Annotated in this window: 20 protein-coding genes; 16 read left to right on the top strand and 4 right to left on the bottom strand. The window is 61.7% G+C overall.

Annotated features, from left to right (window positions below; all coding sequences use genetic code 11):
• Positions 1-85 precede the first annotated feature (85 nt).
• The 8 genes from ffh (at position 86) to rimM (ending at position 5,694) form a co-directional block, all read left to right on the top strand.
• Complete coding sequence (gene ffh, locus ETW24_RS00525) at positions 86-1,606, top strand: signal recognition particle protein (RefSeq protein WP_129369287.1); 1,521 nt, start codon at positions 86-88, stop codon at positions 1,604-1,606.
• Between the two features lie 3 nt (positions 1,607-1,609).
• The gene (locus tag ETW24_RS00520; RefSeq protein ID WP_129369286.1) at positions 1,610-2,161 is read left to right on the top strand and encodes a GNAT family N-acetyltransferase; all 552 of its coding nucleotides are present in this window, start codon (positions 1,610-1,612) and stop codon (positions 2,159-2,161) included.
• 149 nt (positions 2,162-2,310) lie between these two features.
• Positions 2,311-2,877: a GNAT family N-acetyltransferase gene (locus ETW24_RS00515; protein WP_237455872.1), complete on the top strand. Its 567-nt coding sequence runs from the start codon at positions 2,311-2,313 to the stop codon at positions 2,875-2,877.
• Positions 2,878-2,938: 61 nt separating this feature from the next.
• On the top strand, positions 2,939-3,541 hold the full coding sequence (locus tag ETW24_RS00510; RefSeq protein WP_129369285.1) for a GNAT family N-acetyltransferase: 603 nt from the start codon (positions 2,939-2,941) through the stop codon (positions 3,539-3,541).
• Between the two features lie 114 nt (positions 3,542-3,655).
• Positions 3,656-3,964, top strand: coding sequence for a chorismate mutase (locus tag ETW24_RS00505; RefSeq protein WP_129369284.1), 309 nt, complete (start codon positions 3,656-3,658; stop codon positions 3,962-3,964).
• A gap of 61 nt (positions 3,965-4,025) precedes the next feature.
• On the top strand, positions 4,026-4,394 hold the full coding sequence (gene rpsP / locus ETW24_RS00500) for a 30S ribosomal protein S16 (protein ID WP_129369283.1): 369 nt from the start codon (positions 4,026-4,028) through the stop codon (positions 4,392-4,394).
• Positions 4,395-4,452: 58 nt separating this feature from the next.
• On the top strand, positions 4,453-5,037 hold the full coding sequence (bluB, locus tag ETW24_RS00495) for a 5,6-dimethylbenzimidazole synthase (RefSeq protein ID WP_237455888.1): 585 nt from the start codon (positions 4,453-4,455) through the stop codon (positions 5,035-5,037).
• Between the two features lie 153 nt (positions 5,038-5,190).
• On the top strand, positions 5,191-5,694 hold the full coding sequence (rimM, locus tag ETW24_RS00490; RefSeq protein WP_129369281.1) for a ribosome maturation factor RimM: 504 nt from the start codon (positions 5,191-5,193) through the stop codon (positions 5,692-5,694).
• A 15-nt stretch (positions 5,695-5,709) separates the two neighbouring features.
• Here rimM and ETW24_RS00485 read toward each other — a convergent pair whose 3' ends face one another.
• On the bottom strand, positions 5,710-6,612 hold the full coding sequence (locus ETW24_RS00485; RefSeq protein ID WP_205877312.1) for an aminoglycoside phosphotransferase family protein: 903 nt from the start codon (positions 6,610-6,612) through the stop codon (positions 5,710-5,712).
• Between the two features lie 197 nt (positions 6,613-6,809).
• On the opposite strand from ETW24_RS00485, the gene trmD reads away from it, so the two are divergent.
• Positions 6,810-7,613, top strand: a complete 804-nt coding sequence (trmD, locus tag ETW24_RS00480; protein WP_129369279.1) for a tRNA (guanosine(37)-N1)-methyltransferase TrmD — start codon at positions 6,810-6,812, stop codon at positions 7,611-7,613.
• Positions 7,614-7,621: 8 nt separating this feature from the next.
• Complete coding sequence (locus tag ETW24_RS00475) at positions 7,622-8,065, top strand: YegP family protein (protein ID WP_254695665.1); 444 nt, start codon at positions 7,622-7,624, stop codon at positions 8,063-8,065.
• Positions 8,066-8,130: 65 nt separating this feature from the next.
• Here the strand turns inward: ETW24_RS00475 and ETW24_RS00470 are convergent, their stop codons facing one another.
• A complete protein-coding gene (locus ETW24_RS00470) occupies positions 8,131-9,114 on the bottom strand; it encodes a mechanosensitive ion channel family protein (protein ID WP_129369278.1) in 984 nt (327 codons plus the stop codon).
• Positions 9,115-9,465: 351 nt separating this feature from the next.
• On the opposite strand from ETW24_RS00470, the gene rplS reads away from it, so the two are divergent.
• The 4 genes from rplS to ETW24_RS00450 all read left to right on the top strand — a co-directional run bounded on the left by rplS (position 9,466) and on the right by ETW24_RS00450 (position 13,139).
• Complete coding sequence (rplS, locus tag ETW24_RS00465; RefSeq protein ID WP_129369277.1) at positions 9,466-9,840, top strand: 50S ribosomal protein L19; 375 nt, start codon at positions 9,466-9,468, stop codon at positions 9,838-9,840.
• An 11-nt stretch (positions 9,841-9,851) separates the two neighbouring features.
• A complete protein-coding gene (rpmE, locus tag ETW24_RS00460) occupies positions 9,852-10,073 on the top strand; it encodes a 50S ribosomal protein L31 (RefSeq protein ID WP_129369276.1) in 222 nt (73 codons plus the stop codon).
• A 112-nt stretch (positions 10,074-10,185) separates the two neighbouring features.
• Positions 10,186-12,219, top strand: coding sequence for a DEAD/DEAH box helicase (locus tag ETW24_RS00455; RefSeq protein WP_129369275.1), 2,034 nt, complete (start codon positions 10,186-10,188; stop codon positions 12,217-12,219).
• 110 nt (positions 12,220-12,329) lie between these two features.
• Complete coding sequence (locus ETW24_RS00450; protein WP_129369274.1) at positions 12,330-13,139, top strand: division plane positioning ATPase MipZ; 810 nt, start codon at positions 12,330-12,332, stop codon at positions 13,137-13,139.
• A gap of 17 nt (positions 13,140-13,156) precedes the next feature.
• Here the strand turns inward: ETW24_RS00450 and ETW24_RS00445 are convergent, their stop codons facing one another.
• Positions 13,157-14,389 carry an adenylate/guanylate cyclase domain-containing protein gene (locus ETW24_RS00445; RefSeq protein WP_129369273.1) on the bottom strand — a complete coding sequence of 411 codons (1,233 nt, stop codon included), beginning with the start codon at positions 14,387-14,389 and terminating at the stop codon, positions 13,157-13,159.
• A gap of 51 nt (positions 14,390-14,440) precedes the next feature.
• Positions 14,441-14,881, bottom strand: coding sequence for a MarR family winged helix-turn-helix transcriptional regulator (locus tag ETW24_RS00440; RefSeq protein WP_129369272.1), 441 nt, complete (start codon positions 14,879-14,881; stop codon positions 14,441-14,443).
• A 71-nt stretch (positions 14,882-14,952) separates the two neighbouring features.
• On the opposite strand from ETW24_RS00440, the gene hmgA reads away from it, so the two are divergent.
• Both hmgA and fahA read left to right on the top strand, forming a co-directional pair.
• Positions 14,953-16,308, top strand: a complete 1,356-nt coding sequence (hmgA, locus tag ETW24_RS00435) for a homogentisate 1,2-dioxygenase (protein ID WP_129369271.1) — start codon at positions 14,953-14,955, stop codon at positions 16,306-16,308.
• A gap of 106 nt (positions 16,309-16,414) precedes the next feature.
• Positions 16,415-17,671, top strand: a complete 1,257-nt coding sequence (fahA, locus tag ETW24_RS00430) for a fumarylacetoacetase (protein ID WP_129369270.1) — start codon at positions 16,415-16,417, stop codon at positions 17,669-17,671.
• The last annotated feature ends 3 nt before the right edge of the window (positions 17,672-17,674 follow it).

Here is a 17,674-nt window from a genome sequence, read left to right as displayed (position 1 = left end):
AGCTTGGGGGCATTTGCGCATGGATCGCATGTCCCCTACATACGGGGGCGCTACAACTGGAAACCGGCACAGGAGGCCGCAAGGCATGTTTGAAAATCTATCCGAACGCCTTTCCGGCGTCTTTGACCGGCTGACCAAACAGGGCGCCCTCAATGAAGAGGACGTCAAATCCGCCCTGCGCGAGGTCCGCGTCGCCCTGCTGGAGGCTGATGTCTCGCTGCCGGTGGCCCGCGACTTCGTTAAAAAGGTGCAGGAGCAGGCCACCGGCCAGTCCGTCACCAAATCGGTGACGCCCGGCCAGCAAGTGGTCAAAATCGTCCATGACGCGCTGGTCGACGTGCTGCGCGGTGACGAAGACCCCGGCAAGCTTAAGGTCGACAACCCGCCCGCCCCGGTCCTGATGGTCGGCCTGCAAGGCTCGGGTAAGACCACCACCACCGGCAAGCTGGCGAAACGCCTGAAGGACAAAGAGGGCAAGAAGGTCCTGATGGCCTCGCTCGACGTCTACCGCCCGGCGGCGATGGACCAGCTGGCCGTGCTCGGCACCCAGATCGGCGTCGACACTTTGCCGATCGTACCCGGCCAGAAACCCGTCGATATCGCCAAACGCGCCAAGCAGCAGGCGACGCTGGGCGGCTATGACGTCTACATGCTGGACACCGCCGGCCGCCTGCACATCGACGAAGTGCTGATGCAGGAGGTCGAGGACGTCCGCAACGTGGTCTCCCCGCGCGAGACTCTGCTGGTGGTCGATGGCCTGACCGGCCAGGTCGCCGTCGAGGTGGCCGAGGAATTTGATGCCAAGATCGGCATCTCCGGCGTAGTGCTTACCCGGATGGACGGCGACGGCCGCGGCGGTGCGGCGCTGTCGATGCGCGCCGTCACCGGCAAGCCGATCCGCTTTGTCGGCCTGGGCGAGAAGATGGACGCCCTGGAAACCTTTGAGGCAGACCGGATCGCCGGCCGCATCCTGGGCATGGGCGACATCGTGGCGCTGGTCGAAAAGGCCCAGGAAACCATCGAGGCCGAACAGGCCGAAAAGATGATGAAGCGCATGATGAAGGGTCAGTTCAACATGAACGACCTGAAGATGCAGCTTGAACAGATGCTCCAGATGGGCGGCATGGAGGGCATGATGCAGATGATGCCCGGCATGGGCAAAATGGCCAAGCAGGTGCAGGACGCCGGCATGGACGACAAGGTGCTGAAACGTCAGATCGCCATGATCCAGTCGATGACCAAGAAAGAGCGCGCCAACCCCGCGCTGCTGCAGGCGAGCCGCAAGAAACGCATCGCGGCCGGCTCCGGCATGGAGGTCTCCGACCTCAACAAGCTTCTGAAAATGCACCGGCAGATGGCCGACGTGATGAAGAAGATGGGCAAGATGGGCAAAGGCAAGATGCTGAAACAGGCTATGAAGGGCATGTTCGGCAAGGGCGGCATGCCGGATATGGGCGGCATGGATCCCAGCCAGATGGACCCCAAAGCGCTGGAAGCCGCGGCCAAGGCAATGGGCGGCAAAGGCGGCCTGCCCGGCGGCCTCCCCGGTCTTGGCGGCGGCATGGGCCTGCCCGCGGGCCTCAGCGGTTTCGGCAAGAAGAAGTAACCTATGCAGCTCCCCGCCATCCCTCAGCTTGAAACCGAGCGCCTGGTCCTGCGCGGACCGGAGGCGGCGGATTTCGGGCCGGTGGCAGCGTTCTTCTCCGACGAAGCACGCTCCTGGGGATTTGGCGGCCCGCTCGACCGCAACGAAGCCTGGCGCTGGTTCACCATGTCGGTGGGCCACTGGGCAATGCGCGGTTTCGGCTTCTGGACCATAACCTGCAAGGAAACCGGCGAGGCGCTTGGCATCACCGGCATCTGGCAGCCCGAAGGCTGGCCGGAACCGGAACTGGGCTGGGTGGCGTTCCCGGCCGGCGAAGGCCGCGGCGTCATGGCCGAGGCCGCATTGGCCGCCCGCACCCACGCCTACGAGGTGATGGGCCTGCCCGCACTCAGTTCCAACATCTTCCCGGGCAATACCCGTTCGGTGGCGCTGGCCGAACGGCTTGGCGCGGTGTTCGAGGCGGAATTCGACAACCCGAAACACGGGCGTGAGCTGGTCTACCGCCACCCTGCCCCCGAGGCGCCTTGCGACGGCGGGATGGAGGCCTACGCATGAGCTTCTGTCAAATTTGCACAAACCAGGCCGCACCGGCAGCCCGGGATGCAGCCCGTTTAACTGAAAATTACGCAGTCTCCCCGATACTCCCTCATTGGATGGGTGAAATTTATGCCGGGCGGTCCGCCGCCCGGACAAAGGGGTACAAGATGACTGACGTGCAAACGCCGTATCCGCGGCTAAAGTCCAAACGGCTTATGCTGATGTCTCCGGCGGACCCGGAGTTCGACGCCAATGCCGCCTTCCTCGACGCGGGCGCGGCGCGCTTCATCGATGCGGCAGAAGATCCGGATTCGCTTTGGTGGTCGATTGCCACCATCATCGGCCACTGGCATCTGCACGGCTACGGCCTGTTTGCCGTGGTTGAACGCAGCACCGGCCGGACCGTGGGCCTGGTTGGCCCCTGGTTCCCCAAAGGCTGGCCGGAACCGGAACTGTCCTGGCACCTGATGGAAACGGGCCGCGGCAAGGGCTACGCCAGCGAAGCCGCGCAATGTGTTCTCGACTGGCTGTTTGCCGAGGCCGGGTGGGACTGCATCGTCTCCTACGTGCCCGAGGAAAACGGCGCCTCCATCGCACTGGCCCAACGCGTCGGCGCCCGCCCGGAAAAGCCGGTCAGCTTCCGCCTGCAGCCCGCGCCCAATATCCGCGTCTGGCGCCATGTCCCGCCCGCCCGCATGTCCGGCGCGCAGGCCGAACGGGGCCTGCTGCACTAATGCGCCGTTACGGGATCATAGTCCGGCCCGGCCGCGACCTTCCGCTGAAGGGAGCGAGCTGATGCCCTTTGACATCCCGGTGATCGAAACCCGCCGTCTGGTACTGCGTGGCCCCGAACCGCAGGACTACCCCGATTTCAAAGCCACCTTCAGCTCCTACCGCTCGCGCTTTATGGGCGGTCCGCTGAATACCTACGAGGCCTGGATGCTCTATGCGGCTGAGATCGGCCATTGGCAGGTGCGCGGTTTCGGCATGTGGATGATCCATGACAAGGCCACGGACGAGACTTACGGCATGGCCGGCGGCTGGCAGCCCGCAGGCTGGCCCGAGCGTGAGATCGCCTGGATCATCTGGCCCGGTGCCGCCGGCAAGGGCTATGCGCTGGAGGCGGTACAGGCCGCTCGCGGACATTTTTATTCAAATCTGGGCTGGGAGACCGCGGTCAGCTATATCGATCCCAAGAATCTCGATTCGATCCGGCTGGCGGAGCGGCTCGGCGCTGCCAAGGACCACAGCGCCGCAACCATCGACGGCAATGATGCGGTCTACCGCCACCCTGCGCCGGACACCCTGAAGGACAGCCAGATTGCGCATGGCATCGAAATGGAAATCGGCCACTACGCCGACCCGTTGTTCAAGCCGGAGGGTTGGGCACTTGACTGAGTTGCACCAGAACACCCATTTGCTGCGCTGTGGCGGTCTACTTGCTGTGAATAGCGGACATATGCCCGCTGCTGTCCCGGCACGCCCTGGCATTGCTGCCCTGCGGAGGACCTGATGACGACCGAAACCCAAGACCCCGCCGTCCGCGCAGCCCAGCTGCTGAAGGGCCACCGTGAAAGCATCGACCGCCTGGATGCGATCCTCGTTTATACTCTGGGCGAGCGGTTCAAGCACACCCAGGCAGTGGGGCGGCTCAAGGCTGAACACGACCTTCCGCCGTCTGATCCAACCCGCGAAGCGGCGCAGATCGCGCGGCTTGAAGACTTGGCAAAACAGGCCGATCTGGACCCTGAATTCGCTAAGGCATTTTTGAACTTCATCATCGGTGAAGTCATTCGGCACCACAAGAAACACCAAGAATAACAACAGACAACAGGAACAACCGGGGCAAACCCCGGACAACGCCATCAAAGGAGATGTACCCATGGCAATGAAAATCCGTTTGGCCCGCGGCGGCTCTAAAAAGCGTCCTTTTTACCGCATCGTGGCTGCTGACAGCCGCATGCCGCGCGACGGCCGCTTCATCGAGAAGCTGGGCACCTACAACCCGCTGCTGCCGAAAGACAGCGAAGAGCGCGTGAAAATGGACATGGAACGCGTGCAGCACTGGCTGGACCACGGCGCGCAGCCCACCGACCGTATCGCCCGCATGCTGGAAGCGGCCGGTGTCCGTGCCAAGACCGAGCGCAGCAACCCCAAGAAAGGCGCCCCGGGCAAGAAAGCCCAGGAGCGCGCAGAAGAGAAAGCTGCAAAGGCTGCTGAAGCCTCCGCAGCAACTGCAGACGCGGAATAATTCCGTGGAGCTGCGGGGCGCTTTTCCCGAAGAGTTCCGCAGCCAGCTTGATCTGCTGATGCGGCTCCGGCGCGACGTGCGCCGGTTCCGCAGCGATCCGGTGGAAGAGGCAGTGCTGATGCGCTGCCTCTCTGCCATTCCGCTTGCCCCGTCTGTGGGCCTCAGCGAACCCTGGCGCATCCTGCGGGTGGACAGCAGCCCCGCCCGTGCCGCTGCGCTGAAGAATTTTGAGACTGCCAATGCGCAAGCCTTGGAGGGGTATTCCGGCGAACGCGCCGAGCGTTATGCCGGGCTGAAACTGTCCGGTATGCGCGACGCCCCGGTGCAATTGGCGGTCTACTGCGACGATGAAACTGCGCAGGGCCACGGCCTGGGCGCCGCAACCATGCCGGAGATGCGCCGCTATTCGGTGGTCACCGCTATCACATTGTTCTGGCTTGCTCTTCGGGCCGAAGGACTGGGTCTGGGCTGGGTGTCGGTGCTGGACCCCGAACAGTTGAACCGCGACCTGAACGCCCCCGAAGGCTGGCAGCTGATCGGCTATTTCTGCATTGGCTATCCGGAACGGTTCTCGGACACGCCGGAGCTGGAAGAAACCGGCTGGGAAAGCCGGATGGCCAGCCTGCCGCTTGAAACCCGCTGAGGCCCGCGATGGGACGGTTGATCCGGCTTGTGTTTTTTGTTGCAGTGGCTTTTACCGCAGGCATCTTTTTTGAACGCAACCACCAAAGCGAACTCTGCGAACACTCTGGCGGCCAATGGCTGCGCGCTGGGTTCTGTGCAAAGGAATAACACCATGAGCGACCTGATCTGCGTGGGAGCGGTGGCCGGCGCTTTCGGCGTGCGCGGCGAGGTGCGGCTCAAGAGCTTCTGCGCCATTCCCGAAGAAATCAGCGACTATTCACCGCTTACCAGCGAGGACGGCAGCCGGAGTTTTACGGTGACCCTGACCCGAACGGTCAAAAACGGCTTTGCCGCCCGGCTGAGCGGCGTTGAAACCAAAGAGCAGGCCGATGCAGTCAGAGGCCTGCGCCTGTTTGCCCGCCGCGACCAGCTGCCAAAGCTGCCGGATGACGAATTCTATCACACCGACCTGATCGGGCTGGAAGTGTATGACACCGGCGGCACCCTGCTGGGCACAGTGAAATCGGTGCAGAACCACGGCGCCGCCGACCTGCTGGAAATCCACGGCCCCGGCCTGAAAGCCACGGTGCTGCTGCCTTTCACTCTGGAGGCGGTGCCAACCGTGGACCAGACCCGGGGCCGCATCATCGCCGATCCGCCCGAAGGGCTGTTCTGAGCGGGCAGGCCCCGCTCAGCCCGGCTCTTGATCCAGAAGTAAATCAAGAACCTTAACCACCTGCTCAAGCTGCCTCTGACCTTTCTTTCCGGCGGCGCGGCCGGATGCCGAGAACCTGATCCAGGATTCCCAAAGCCGCAGCGCAAAGCAGAACTGGAAAAGCGGTTCACGGGAAACATGCCGCCCGTAGCCTTCTTCGAACGCCGCCCAATCTGCTTGTGAAACCCCGCCAAATCCAGCGTCTCCGTCCAGGCCGGACAAATGGTCCAGGCCATTTGCAAGCCATAGGTTGGAGATATCGCGCTCGGCGATAGAAAACCTCTGGCTGGAAAAATCGATAAAGGAAATCTGATCATCTGAGGCCAGAATATTCCGGAAATGCAGGTCGCCGTGGGCAAGGCCGGGCTGGTATCTGACACCTCTGGCGCGCCGCCCAGCACGGTGCAGATACGCACACAGCCCCAGGAAACGCTTCGGTTTTACAACGGTCACCTCTCCTGCACGAACGGTACCGGCAGTCCGTGACACGGTTTCAAGATGCCGCATCGGCCAGAATACCTGCTCATCCGTCTCCGAGCAGCGGTGCAGCGCAGCAACCGCGGCGCCGATCCGCTGCAATAGCCGGTCGCGGTCCCCAAGCCCATAGCCAGCCAGATACAATGCCTGGAATGCTGTATCCCCAGGAGCCAATTCCATCAGCGTGTACTTATACTGGGGATCGCACCAAAGAATCTGCGGCACCGATACGCCCGTCGTGAATTTCAGCGCCTCTGCTGCGGTTTGGTGGCGTTTCAGGTTCGCCTGATACCGGTGAAGGTTTCCTTCGGCGAAGTCAGCCCGCATCACAAGTTCCCTGCCGTCCTGCAAGGATACTCTCAAGACGCAGCATTGATCCTCTTTTTTGGGGTTGACCTGCATCCGTCTGAACAAAGCGCCTGCAGCCGGGAGCCCCAGATCCGAAGCGATCCCGGGCCACAGCGCTTCGGCACGGCGCTGCGCGGCCTCGAACCCGCCCTGCTGCTCAATGGATGCTGGCAGAGAAGTGCGTTTCGAATTCATGCAGGGGCCAAAGCTTTCTATTGCGCGAAAATCTGACTGAACTAAACAGCATTATTATGACAGCACCAAGCAAATCCCACGGCCGCAAGGCCATCCGTCCGACCCTGAAACCGCGTGAACTGATGACACCCACGCCGGACCTCGCAGGCGTTTGGAAAGCCAAGGTCATCACCCTGTTTCCCGCAGCCTTCCCCGGAGTGCTGGGCGAAAGCCTGACCGGTAAGGCGCTGCAGGACGGGTTGTGGCAGCTTGAGACAGTGGATCTGCGCGAGTTCGGCGCCGGCAAGCATCGCAATGTCGATGACACTCCCGCAGGCGGCGGCGCCGGAATGGTGCTGCGTGCAGATGTGCTGGGCAACGCAATTGAGCACACGATGGCCGGAACCAAGGGCAATTGGCCGCTGATTTACCTGTCGCCGCGGGGGCGCCGGATGGACCAGCAGATGATGCAGAACTTCGCCCAATGCGATGGCATGACCCTGTTGTGCGGCCGGTTTGAAGGCGTCGATGAGCGGGTACTGGACCATTACGGTATTCAGGAAGTCTCCTTGGGCGATTTCGTGATGACCGGCGGCGAACTGGCTGCGCAGGCACTGATTGATGCCACCGTCCGGCTGATCCCCGGCGTGCTGGGAAATCAGGCCTCGACCGAGGAGGAGAGTTTTTCCTCCGGCCTGCTGGAGCATCCGCAATATACCCGCCCTGCCGAATGGAACGGCCGCGCAATCCCGGATGTGCTGATGTCAGGCCACCATGGCAAGATCGCGGAATGGCGGCACAGGATGAGCGAAGACATTACCAAGGCCCGCCGTCCTGACCTATGGGAAGCTCACAGCAGCAAGAAAGACAACAATCGCTGATCGGGTGATTGGCCCGCACCGCCGATTCCGCGTTTGCAGCAGCCCCAAAACATTGCCGGATGACCCAAGCCGTGATTAAGTCCCCTCATATTCATCAGGAATTAGGAGTGAGCAGGGTGTCTGGGAAATTCGAACTTTATACCGATAATGCGGGCGAATTCCGCTTCCGCCTGAAAGCAGGCAACGGCGAGAACATTCTGGCCAGCGAAGGCTACAAGCAGAAAGCCAGTGCTGAGAACGGCATTGAGTCAGTTAAAAAGAACGCTGGTGATGATGGGCGGTATGAGCGCAAGGAAACAGCCGCCGGCAAGCACATGTTCAACCTGAAAGCCACCAATGGCCAGGTGATCGGCACCTCGCAAAGCTACGCCAGCGCCTCTGGCCGCGACAATGGCATCGAGTCCGTCAAGAAAAACGCCCCTGATGCAGCAGTGGACGACAAAACCGGCTAAGATTGCCGGTATGACAGACACAAGGCCCACCGGCCTTGTGCAGCCACGCCCGTCCGGGAACCCGGTTACTCTTGGCTCTCCTCACTTTGCGTCTGCCGCCTCCCGGCCAGCGCATCTGCGATCCGGAGCGGCCTGGGGTTGTTGCCATCGGGCCGCGCAGGCCAGCCTTCACGATGCCGGCTGCGGTCGCCATCGGTTTCCTCGGTCTGGTCGTGAAACAGCATCACTTGGGTCGGGTACGGCATGTCAATTCCGCTGTCATCCAGCGCCTTGTAGACAGCCTCGATTACCTGGGCAAAGGTCTGCACCACGCTTGCCCGGTCGGATTTGGTCCACCAGCGCAAGCGGATATTGTTGCCATTGTCAGCAATCGCCCAAGGCAGCGCTTCCGGCGCCGGGTCCTCCAGCACCCCGTCGCATCCGCGCGCAGCCTCAAGCATGATCCGCTTGGCGTCGTCCCAGCTGTCGTTGCAACCGATCTGCACGTCATACTGCGAACGGCGCTGCTCAAACGCTGTGTTGACGGTGACGGCATCGGTGTAAATGTCAGAATTCGGAATGACAACGCGGCGCCCGTCGTATGTATTAATCAGCGTTGCCCGGGTTTCGATCCGCTCCACCGTGCCTTCATGCCCGCCAGAGATAATCTGGTCACCAACTGAAAACGGTTGGCGCAACAGAATCAGGATCCCCGCCAGCAGGTTCTGCAGAATGTCCTTAAAGGCAAAGCCGATGGCAACGGAGCCGATACCCAGGCCGGCAAACAGATCCGCAGGAGTGATGGAGGGCGCAATGACCGTGATCGCCAGCATCAGACCGACAATGATCAGCGCCCATTTTATCAGGGCTGCGCCGACCTCGCCCAGATTGTCCCGCCCGCGTCTTTTTCCTGCCCTACTCACGACACCGGCAACCAGCCTGGCCAGCAGCCAGAACACGGCAAGCAGAACCAGCGCGATGCCAAGATTGGGCAGGATTCTGAAAAAGCCGTCCACCCAGCTGTCTATCTTCTCAAAAACATTGCCGACATCCGCATCCACCTGCTCCATCTGTCTTCCTCTCTTGGCTCCGATCAGGTAAAACGCCTGTCATCCTCGAAGGTTCCCTGCTCTGCCCCCGCTGCGGCCGGACCTGCATTTCTTTCCCTTGATCCGGCCCGCATTTCTGCCTATACGTCCGCAAGTCTGGATTCGCTTTTGCGGCTCCGGACTGCTGGCTTTTGGATCAATCCACCTGAAGATCTTCTTCGGTTTTCACCCGGGATCTGACCGCCAGAAGCAAGAAACAGACTGCGTGATCTCTGGCGGGCTGCCTAAGGCGGGACCCGGTGAAGACCAAGAGCTCTCATGACGGCGCAAACCTCTGCGGAAAGAACCGCAGGCCAATTTAGGAGAGTTGCGATGAACTTGATCGCACAGCTGGAGGCGGAACAGATCGCCGCCCTGGGGAAAGATATCCCTGATTTCAAAGCCGGCGACACCATCCGTGTCGGCTTTAAGGTGACCGAAGGCTCGCGTTCGCGCGTGCAGATGTACGAAGGTGTTTGCATCAGCCGTAAAAACGGTTCGGGCATTGCCGGTTCGTTCACCGTCCGCAAGATTTCGTTCGGCGAAGGCGTGGAGCGTGTGTTCCCGCTGCATTCGACCAACATCGACAGCATCACCGTTGTGCGCCGCGGCCGCGTGCGCCGCGCCAAGCTGTACTACCTGCGCGAGCGCCGCGGCAAGTCGGCCCGTATCGCAGAAGATGCACACTACAAGCCCAAGAAAGCCTGAGGAGCGGTATCATGAAAAAAGACACTCATCCCGAATACCACTTCATCGACGTCAAAATGACCGACGGCACCATCCTCAAAATGCGCTCCACCTGGGGCAATGAAGGGGATCAGCTGGCGCTGGACATCGACCCGACCGTGCACCCGGCCTGGACCGGCGGCACCTCGCGCCTGATGGATGCCGGCGGCCGCGTGTCGAAGTTCAAGAAGAAATACGAAGGCCTGGGCTTCTAAGCCACCTGCCGTATTTTGCCAAACTCCCGAAGGCTGCCCCGGACGGGCAGCCTTCTTTCTTTTCTCCTGACGCTGAGGCGGTATGCGCCTTGCGGGAAAGACAGCCCTCCTCGTGAAACAAGCCCTGGCCAACGCACTGCAAGAGCGCGGATATGAAACCCTGACCCAAGTTCAGGAGGCTGTGACCCAGCCAGAGCTGAACGAGCGAGACCTGCTGGTTTCGGCGCAGACCGGATCAGGCAAGACAGTCGGGTTCGGACTGGCGCTGGCACCGACACTGCTGGGTGAGGCTGAGGCATTTGAGGCTGCTGCCGCGCCGCTGGCCCTGGTGATTGCGCCGACACGGGAATTGGCGCTGCAGGTGAAACACGAGCTGAGCTGGCTGTACAAGGGCGCCGGTGCGGTGATCGCCTCCTGCGTCGGCGGCATGGACATGCGCGACGAGCGCCGAGAGCTGGCCCGCGGTGCGCATATCGTCGCGGCAACACCAGGGCGGCTGCGTGACCACATCATGCGCGGCTCTATTGATCTCAGCAATCTGCGCGGCGTGGTGCTGGACGAAGCCGACGAAATGCTGGACCTGGGCTTCCGCGAAGATCTGGAGTTCATTCTGGGCGAAGCGCCCGAAGACCGCCGCACCCTGCTGTTCTCGGCCACCGTGCCGTCGGGCATTGCCAGCCTGGCCAAGACATTCCAGAAAGACGCGCAGCGGATCCAGACCGCAGGCGAAACCAAACAGCATTCCGACATTGAATACCGGCTGATGAGTGTCGCGCAGCAGGATGCGGAAAACGCCATCATCAATGTGCTGCGCTACTATGAGGCGCCCAGCTCCATTGTTTTTGCCAACACCCGAGCGGCGGTGAACCGTCTGGCGGCACGGCTGACCAACCGCGGTCTGTCGGTGGTGACGCTGTCGGGCGAATTGTCCCAAGCCGAGCGCAGCCAGGCGCTGCAGGCAATGCGCGACGGCCGCGCCCGGGTCTGCGTGGCCACTGACGTGGCCGCACGCGGTATCGACCTGCCAGGGCTGGAGCTGGTGGTACATGCCGAGCTGCCGTCGAACCACGAAACTCTGCTGCACCGTTCGGGCCGCACCGGCCGCGCGGGCCGCAAAGGCGTCAGCGCGCTGATCGCGCCGCCCAAGGCCCGCAGCAAGGCGCTGCGGCTGCTGAAGTGGGCCAAGCTGACGGCAGAACACTGCGAAGCGCCCTCGGCCGACGACATTATGGCACGTGACGAGGAGCGGATGCTGGCCGACCCTGTCTGGCAGGAGCCTGTTGCGGAGCAGGAACAGGCAGGCGTTAAGACCCTGCTGGAGCATTTCTCTGCCGAGCAGATTGCCACCACCTACCTGCGCCTTTTCCGCAGCCGCCATTCGGCGCCGGAAGATCTGCGCCCGGCCGGTGCGGAGGAACCGCGCAAGGAACGCAAAGAACGCAAGGATTTCGGCCCGTCGGTGTGGTTCTCGCTGTCAGGCGGGCGCGCCGCTGGTGCGGACCCGCGCAAGGTGCTGCCGATGCTGTGCAAGGCCGGCAATATTGATCGCGACGTTATCGGGGCGATCCGGATACAAGAAAACGAAACCTTTGCCGAAATCAGCCAGGATGCGGTTGATGGCTTCCTGAAAGCACTGGGCGGCAAGAACGAGCTGGAGCCAGGCGCGGTGCTGACACAGCTGTCCGAAGCCCCTGATCTGGGACCAGCCCAGCGCCGTGGCCCCGGCGGCCCCAAGGGCGGGTTCAAGGGCGACCGTGATCGCGGCGAAAAACCGCACCGCGGCAAGCAGGATGGCCCCAAACCCTATCGCGCCAAATCCGATGACGGCCGCGACAGCCGGCCGCCGCGCAAGGAATGGAGCGGCAAGCAGGACCGGGAAGAACGCCGCGAACCGCGCCCCGATGACCGCGCCCGCAAGCCCGCTCCGGCAGTCACGGCCAAGCCCAAAGGCGCTTCGGATCCGTCCAAACGGATGGCAAAGCCCGGCGCACCGGCAGCCAAACCGTTCAAAGCCAAGGGCCCCAAACCGCCGGCCGGCAAGCCGAACAGCAAGAAAAACAAGGCCCGCGCTCCATTTGCCAAACCTGGGAAAGGCGGCGACACCCGTCCCAACCGCAAGCCGGCGGGACCTTCAAAACACAGGTGATACACTAAGTTTACCAGCCCGCGCAGACCGCTTTTCTTGACCGAATCCAGAGCCTATACAGGGGCGCAAAGATAAAAGCGTGCCAAAGGCACGAGCGAAGGGACCTGTACATGGCGCATATTATTGTCGTCGGCAACGAGAAGGGCGGCGCGGGAAAATCCACTGTGTCCATGCATGTTGCTACCACCTTGGCCCGGCTTGGGCACAAGGTGGCGGCGCTTGACCTGGACTTGCGGCAGCGCTCGATGGGGCGGTATCTGGAGAACCGCAAGGATTTCTGCGCGAAGGCAGGGCTGGACCTGCCGATGGTGGGAATGCACGAACTGCCGGAGATTGATCCGGATAGCTTGCAGCCGGGGGAAAACATCTATGACCACCGGCTGTCAGCGGCGGTCTCGGCGCTGGAGCCTGGCCATGACTTCATCCTGATCGACTGCCCCGGCTCGCACACGCGTCTCAGCCAGGTGGCGCATTCGCTGGCTGACACGCTGATCACGCCCTTGAATGACAGTTTTGTCGATTTCGACCTGCTGGCGCATGTGGACCAGAAGGGTGAGGCGATTACCGGGCCGTCCGTCTACTCGGAAATGGTCTGGAACGCCCGTCAGCTGCGGGCGCAGGCGGGGCTCAAGCCGATCGACTGGATCGTGATCCGCAACCGCGTCGGCACACAGCGCATGGTCAACAAGGAAAAGATGGAGCGCGCCATCAATATGCTGTCCAAGCGGATCGGCTTCCGGGTCGCACCGGGCTTTTCCGAGCGGGTGATTTTCCGCGAGTTGTTCCCGCGCGGGCTGACGCTGCTGGATCTCAAGGATATCGGCGTCAAGCAGCTGAACATTTCCAACATCGCCGCCCGGCAGGAGCTGCGCGACATGATGAAGGAAGTGAACCTGCCGGGGGTCGAGATCAGTATCTGATCCTGCCCCGCGGCGGTTTAGCCATCGCAGCCGCAATTGCCGCGGTAAATGGTGTAAAGCTCAATCGGCTCGGCCACTCCGCGCAGCATGTAGCGGCCCAGCGACACCAGATCGTGGTTGGTGCCTTTGGCCGCCTTCTGCACGTCTTCGGACATGATGATGCTTTGGCCGACCGAACGGTGCATCCCCGCGATCCGGGCGGTCTGGTTCACCGCCTGGCCGATGACGGTGAAATCAAGCCGGTTCTCTGCACCGATATTACCGTAAAGGATGGTTCCCGCGTGCAGCGCCAGGGTAAAGCCCGCGGTGGGCAGTCCCCGCTCTTCGCGCTCGGAGTTGAAGGCACGCACTTTGCCGCACAGTTCATTGGCCGCCGCAAGGGCCGCATGGGCGTCCTCCTCGATACTGCCGAGGTTGAACATGGTCAGCATGCCGTCGCCCATGAACTTGAGGATATTGCCGCCATGCGCCTGGATGGTTTCCACCGCCAGGCCGAAATAGCCGTTCAGCATCTCGATCAGCTCGGTTCCGGGCAGCCGTTCCGCCAGCTGGGTAAAGCCCTTAAGGTCAAACAGGCAGAGCACAGCATCGATCTGCTGCGAGGAACCGCGTTGAATTTCGCCTGACAAAACCCGGCGGCCCGCATCGCGGCCCAGATAGACCTGCAAAAGATCACTGGCCATCTGCCGGTTGGAAGAGGATTTCAGCGCCAGCCCCAGATGCGGCAGCGTGGTACGGATCAGATCCAGCTCGCGGTTGCTGAACCCGCCGGGCCGGTCTGATGACCAGGAAACCAGCATGCCTTCCTGCGGATGGCGCGGATCGTTCGGACCCGCTTCGGGCGGTGCAAACCGCACGCCTTTGGCGAAGTAATCGGTCGCCCCGCGCTCCCGCAATTCAGGCAACAGCGGAAATTCTGCCGGGGCACTGTCTTCGATCCTTTCCCGGAACTCTTCCAGATTGTGCTCCAGAATATGGAAGAACGGGCTGCGCAGCCATTCCTCGCGCGGGGACTCGCGGTATTCGTAGTGCTCGTGGCTGATGCCGTCGGTGCGGGTCCAATTGAAGCCGAGACCACCGAACTTCGGGTGGAAGGCGCGCTGTGCCAGGTGGAACCGCCACAGCGGCACTCCGGCATCGACCAGACGCTGGCAATATCCCTGCAAAAGATCCTGCTGCTGCGCGCCTTGAAGCCCCTGCTCCATCAGCCAGGCAATCAACGGTCCGGAATTGACATCAATCTGTATCATGTTTTCACCTTCAATACCGCCGCCTTACTTGGGTATTCCAGGCGCCGATGTCTATGGGTCTATCTCTGCTAAATTGCGCAGCATGTACCGCAAAATTGCAACTTCGCCGGTGGTGAACCGGGCGCAGATGCCGGTGTCGAACTGCAACGCATGTTCGCGCAGATCTTTATAGGCGGCCTCCCCAGCGGCAGTCAGGGTCAAATGTTCGGCCCGCCGGTCATTTTCATCGCGGGTGCGGGTCACAAACCGCTTTTCCGATAGTTTGGCCACGGCGCGGCTGATTTTGGTCTTGTGGATCTTTGCCCGCGTACCGATTTCCTTGGCGGTCATCTCACCGTAGTTGCCCAGGTGGAACAGCACCCTCCACTCTGTGCGCAGCATTCCATAGCGGTTTTTGTAGTGTTTTTGGAAACCCAGCGAGCTTTCCTCAGCCGCCCGGTTCAACAGATACGGCAGGAAATCCTGCAAGGCAAAATCATCTTTTTCGTTCATTTTGCTCCCCTCTCCCTTGTTAGTTACAAAAACAACTAATATTCCGCAAGCAGCAAGAGGAGAAACGCGCGATGAATCGGCCCGCCGATCCCCATGAAATGATCCAGGCCCCCTCTCTTCAGGGGCCGAACGAGGGCTACATGCCCGGTTTTGCCAATGACTTTGAAAGTGAGGCGCTGCCCGGTGCGCTGCCGCAGGGTATGAACAGTCCGCAAAAGTGCAACTATGGCCTTTACGGCGAACAGCTGAGCGGCACCGCCTTTACCGCCGACCCGCCGGAACGGACCTGGTGCTACCGGATCCGCCCGTCGGTAAAGCACTCGCACCGCTATGAGAAAATCGACCTGCCGCTTTGGAAATCCGCGCCTTACGTTGACCCGGACGTGATCTCGCTGGGCCAGTACCGCTGGGATCCGGTGCCGCATTCAGATCAGGGCATGACCTGGCTCACCGGCATGCGCACCATGACCACCGCGGGAGACGTGAACACGCAAGTAGGCATGGCCAGCCACATCTATCTGGTCACCGAGTCGATGGTGGACAGCTACTTCTTTTCCGCTGATTCCGAACTGCTGGTAGTGCCTCAGGAAGGCAGGCTGCGTTTTACGACAGAACTGGGCATCATCGATCTCGCGCCGCAGGAGATTGCCATCATTCCGCGCGGGCTGGTGTACCGTGTTGAGGTGCTGGAAGGCCCCTGCCGCGGCTTTGTCTGCGAGAACTACGGCCAGAAATTCGAACTGCCGGGCCGCGGCCCGATCGGCGCCAATTGCATGGCCAACCCGCGCGACTTCAGGGCGCCGGTGGCAGCGTTTGAAGATCGTGAAGCCCCCTCGACCGTAACCATCAAATGGTGCGGCCAGTTTCACGAGACCAAAATCGGCCATTCGCCGCTGGATGTGGTTGCCTGGCACGGAAACTATGCGCCTTTCAAATACGATCTGACCACCTACTGCCCGGTTGGGGCGATCCTGTTCGATCACCCGGATCCGTCGATTTTCACTGTTCTGACCGCTCCTTCGGGCGTTCCGGGCACTGCCAATATCGACTTTGTGCTGTTCCGCGAGCGCTGGATGGTGGCGGAGAATACCTTCCGCCCGCCATGGTATCACAAGAACATCATGTCGGAGCTGATGGGCAACATCTATGGCCAGTATGACGCTAAGCCGCAGGGATTTGTTCCAGGCGGCATGTCGTTGCACAACATGATGCTGCCGCACGGGCCGGACAAAAACGCATTCGAGGGCGCGTCGAATTCCAACCTCGGCCCTGAAAAGCTGGAGAACACCATGTCCTTCATGTTCGAGACCCGCTTCCCGCAACATCTGACTGCCTTTGCTGCCAAGGAAGCGCCGCTGCAGGATGACTACATCGACTGCTGGAACGACATCGAAAAGAAATTCGACGGCACGCCCGGCCTGAAATGAATATGGTGAGGGGGCGCTGCCCCCTCTGGGCCTGACCGGCCCATTCACCCCCGGAGTACTTCCGGAAAGATGAAAAGGATCTTCGGATCCGGAAACTGGAGACACCATGCCTCTGCTGAAATCCTGGGTGGCCTCGGCCAATGACGCGGCCCACCCGTTCCCGCTGAACAACCTGCCATATGGCGTGTTCTCTGTTGAGGGCGATGACCCGCGCTGCGGCGTGGCCATTGGCGGCATGATCCTGGACATGCAGGCCGCCGAAGAGACCGGGCTGATCCAGCTGGGCGATGCGCCGCTGTTCGACGTGCCCTATTGGAACGACCTGATGGAAGAAGGCCCCGCAGTATGGGCCGCACTGCGTGAACGGCTGACTGCGCTGCTTTCCGACGGCGCTGCCGAACAGGAAAAGGTGGAAGCCCTGCTGGTCTCCGCTGTGGATGCCGAGCTGCACATGCCCTTTGCAGTCAGCGAATACACCGACTTCTATGCCGGCAAAAACCACGCCTTCAACGTTGGCACAATGTTTCGCGGCCCGGAAAACGCGCTGCCGCCGAACTGGCTGCACATCCCGATCGGCTATAACGGACGGGCATCCTCTGTGGTGGTCTCCGGCACCGAAGTGCGCCGCCCCTGGGGACAGCTGAAAGGCCCCAATGATGCAGCCCCCCGCTGGGCCCCCTGCGCGCGGTTCGATATCGAACTGGAGATGGGCGCCATTGTCGGCACGCCTTCGGACGGTCCGATTACTGTGCAAGAGGCCGATGACCATATCTTTGGCTATGTGCTGCTGAACGATTGGTCGGCGCGCGACATTCAGGCCTGGGAATACCAGCCGCTGGGGCCGTTCCAGGCAAAGGCGACCGCCAATTCGATCAGCCCCTGGATCGTGACCAAAGCAGCACTGGAGCCGTTCCGCTGCGACACGCCCGAGCGCGAGGTGGAGCTGCTGGACCACCTGAAGGACTGCGGGCCGATGCTCTATGACATCGACCTGGAAGTCACCATGGCGCCGGAAGGCAAAGAGGCGACCACCATCGCGCGAACCAACTACAAGGAAATGTACTACTCCGCCGCGCAGCAGCTGGCACATCACACCACCTCGGGCTGCCCGATGAATGCAGGCGACCTTTTGGGGTCCGGCACCATCTCCGGCCCAAGCAAGGAAAGCCGCGGCTCGTTGCTGGAGTTGAGCTGGGGCGGCAAGGAACCACTGACGCTGGACAGTGGCGAAGAGCGCTCCTTCATTGCCGATGGCGACACGCTGACCCTGCGGGGCGCGGCAAAGGGCGACGGCTATTCCATCGGGTTCGGCGACTGCACCGGCACCGTTCTGGCCGCCCTTGAAGACCCCTACGCAAGATAAGGA

It is taken from the genome of Leisingera sp. NJS204 (assembly GCF_004123675.1).
Lineage (GTDB): Bacteria > Pseudomonadota > Alphaproteobacteria > Rhodobacterales > Rhodobacteraceae > Leisingera.
This window is presented reverse-complemented; position numbering and strand designations above follow the sequence as displayed.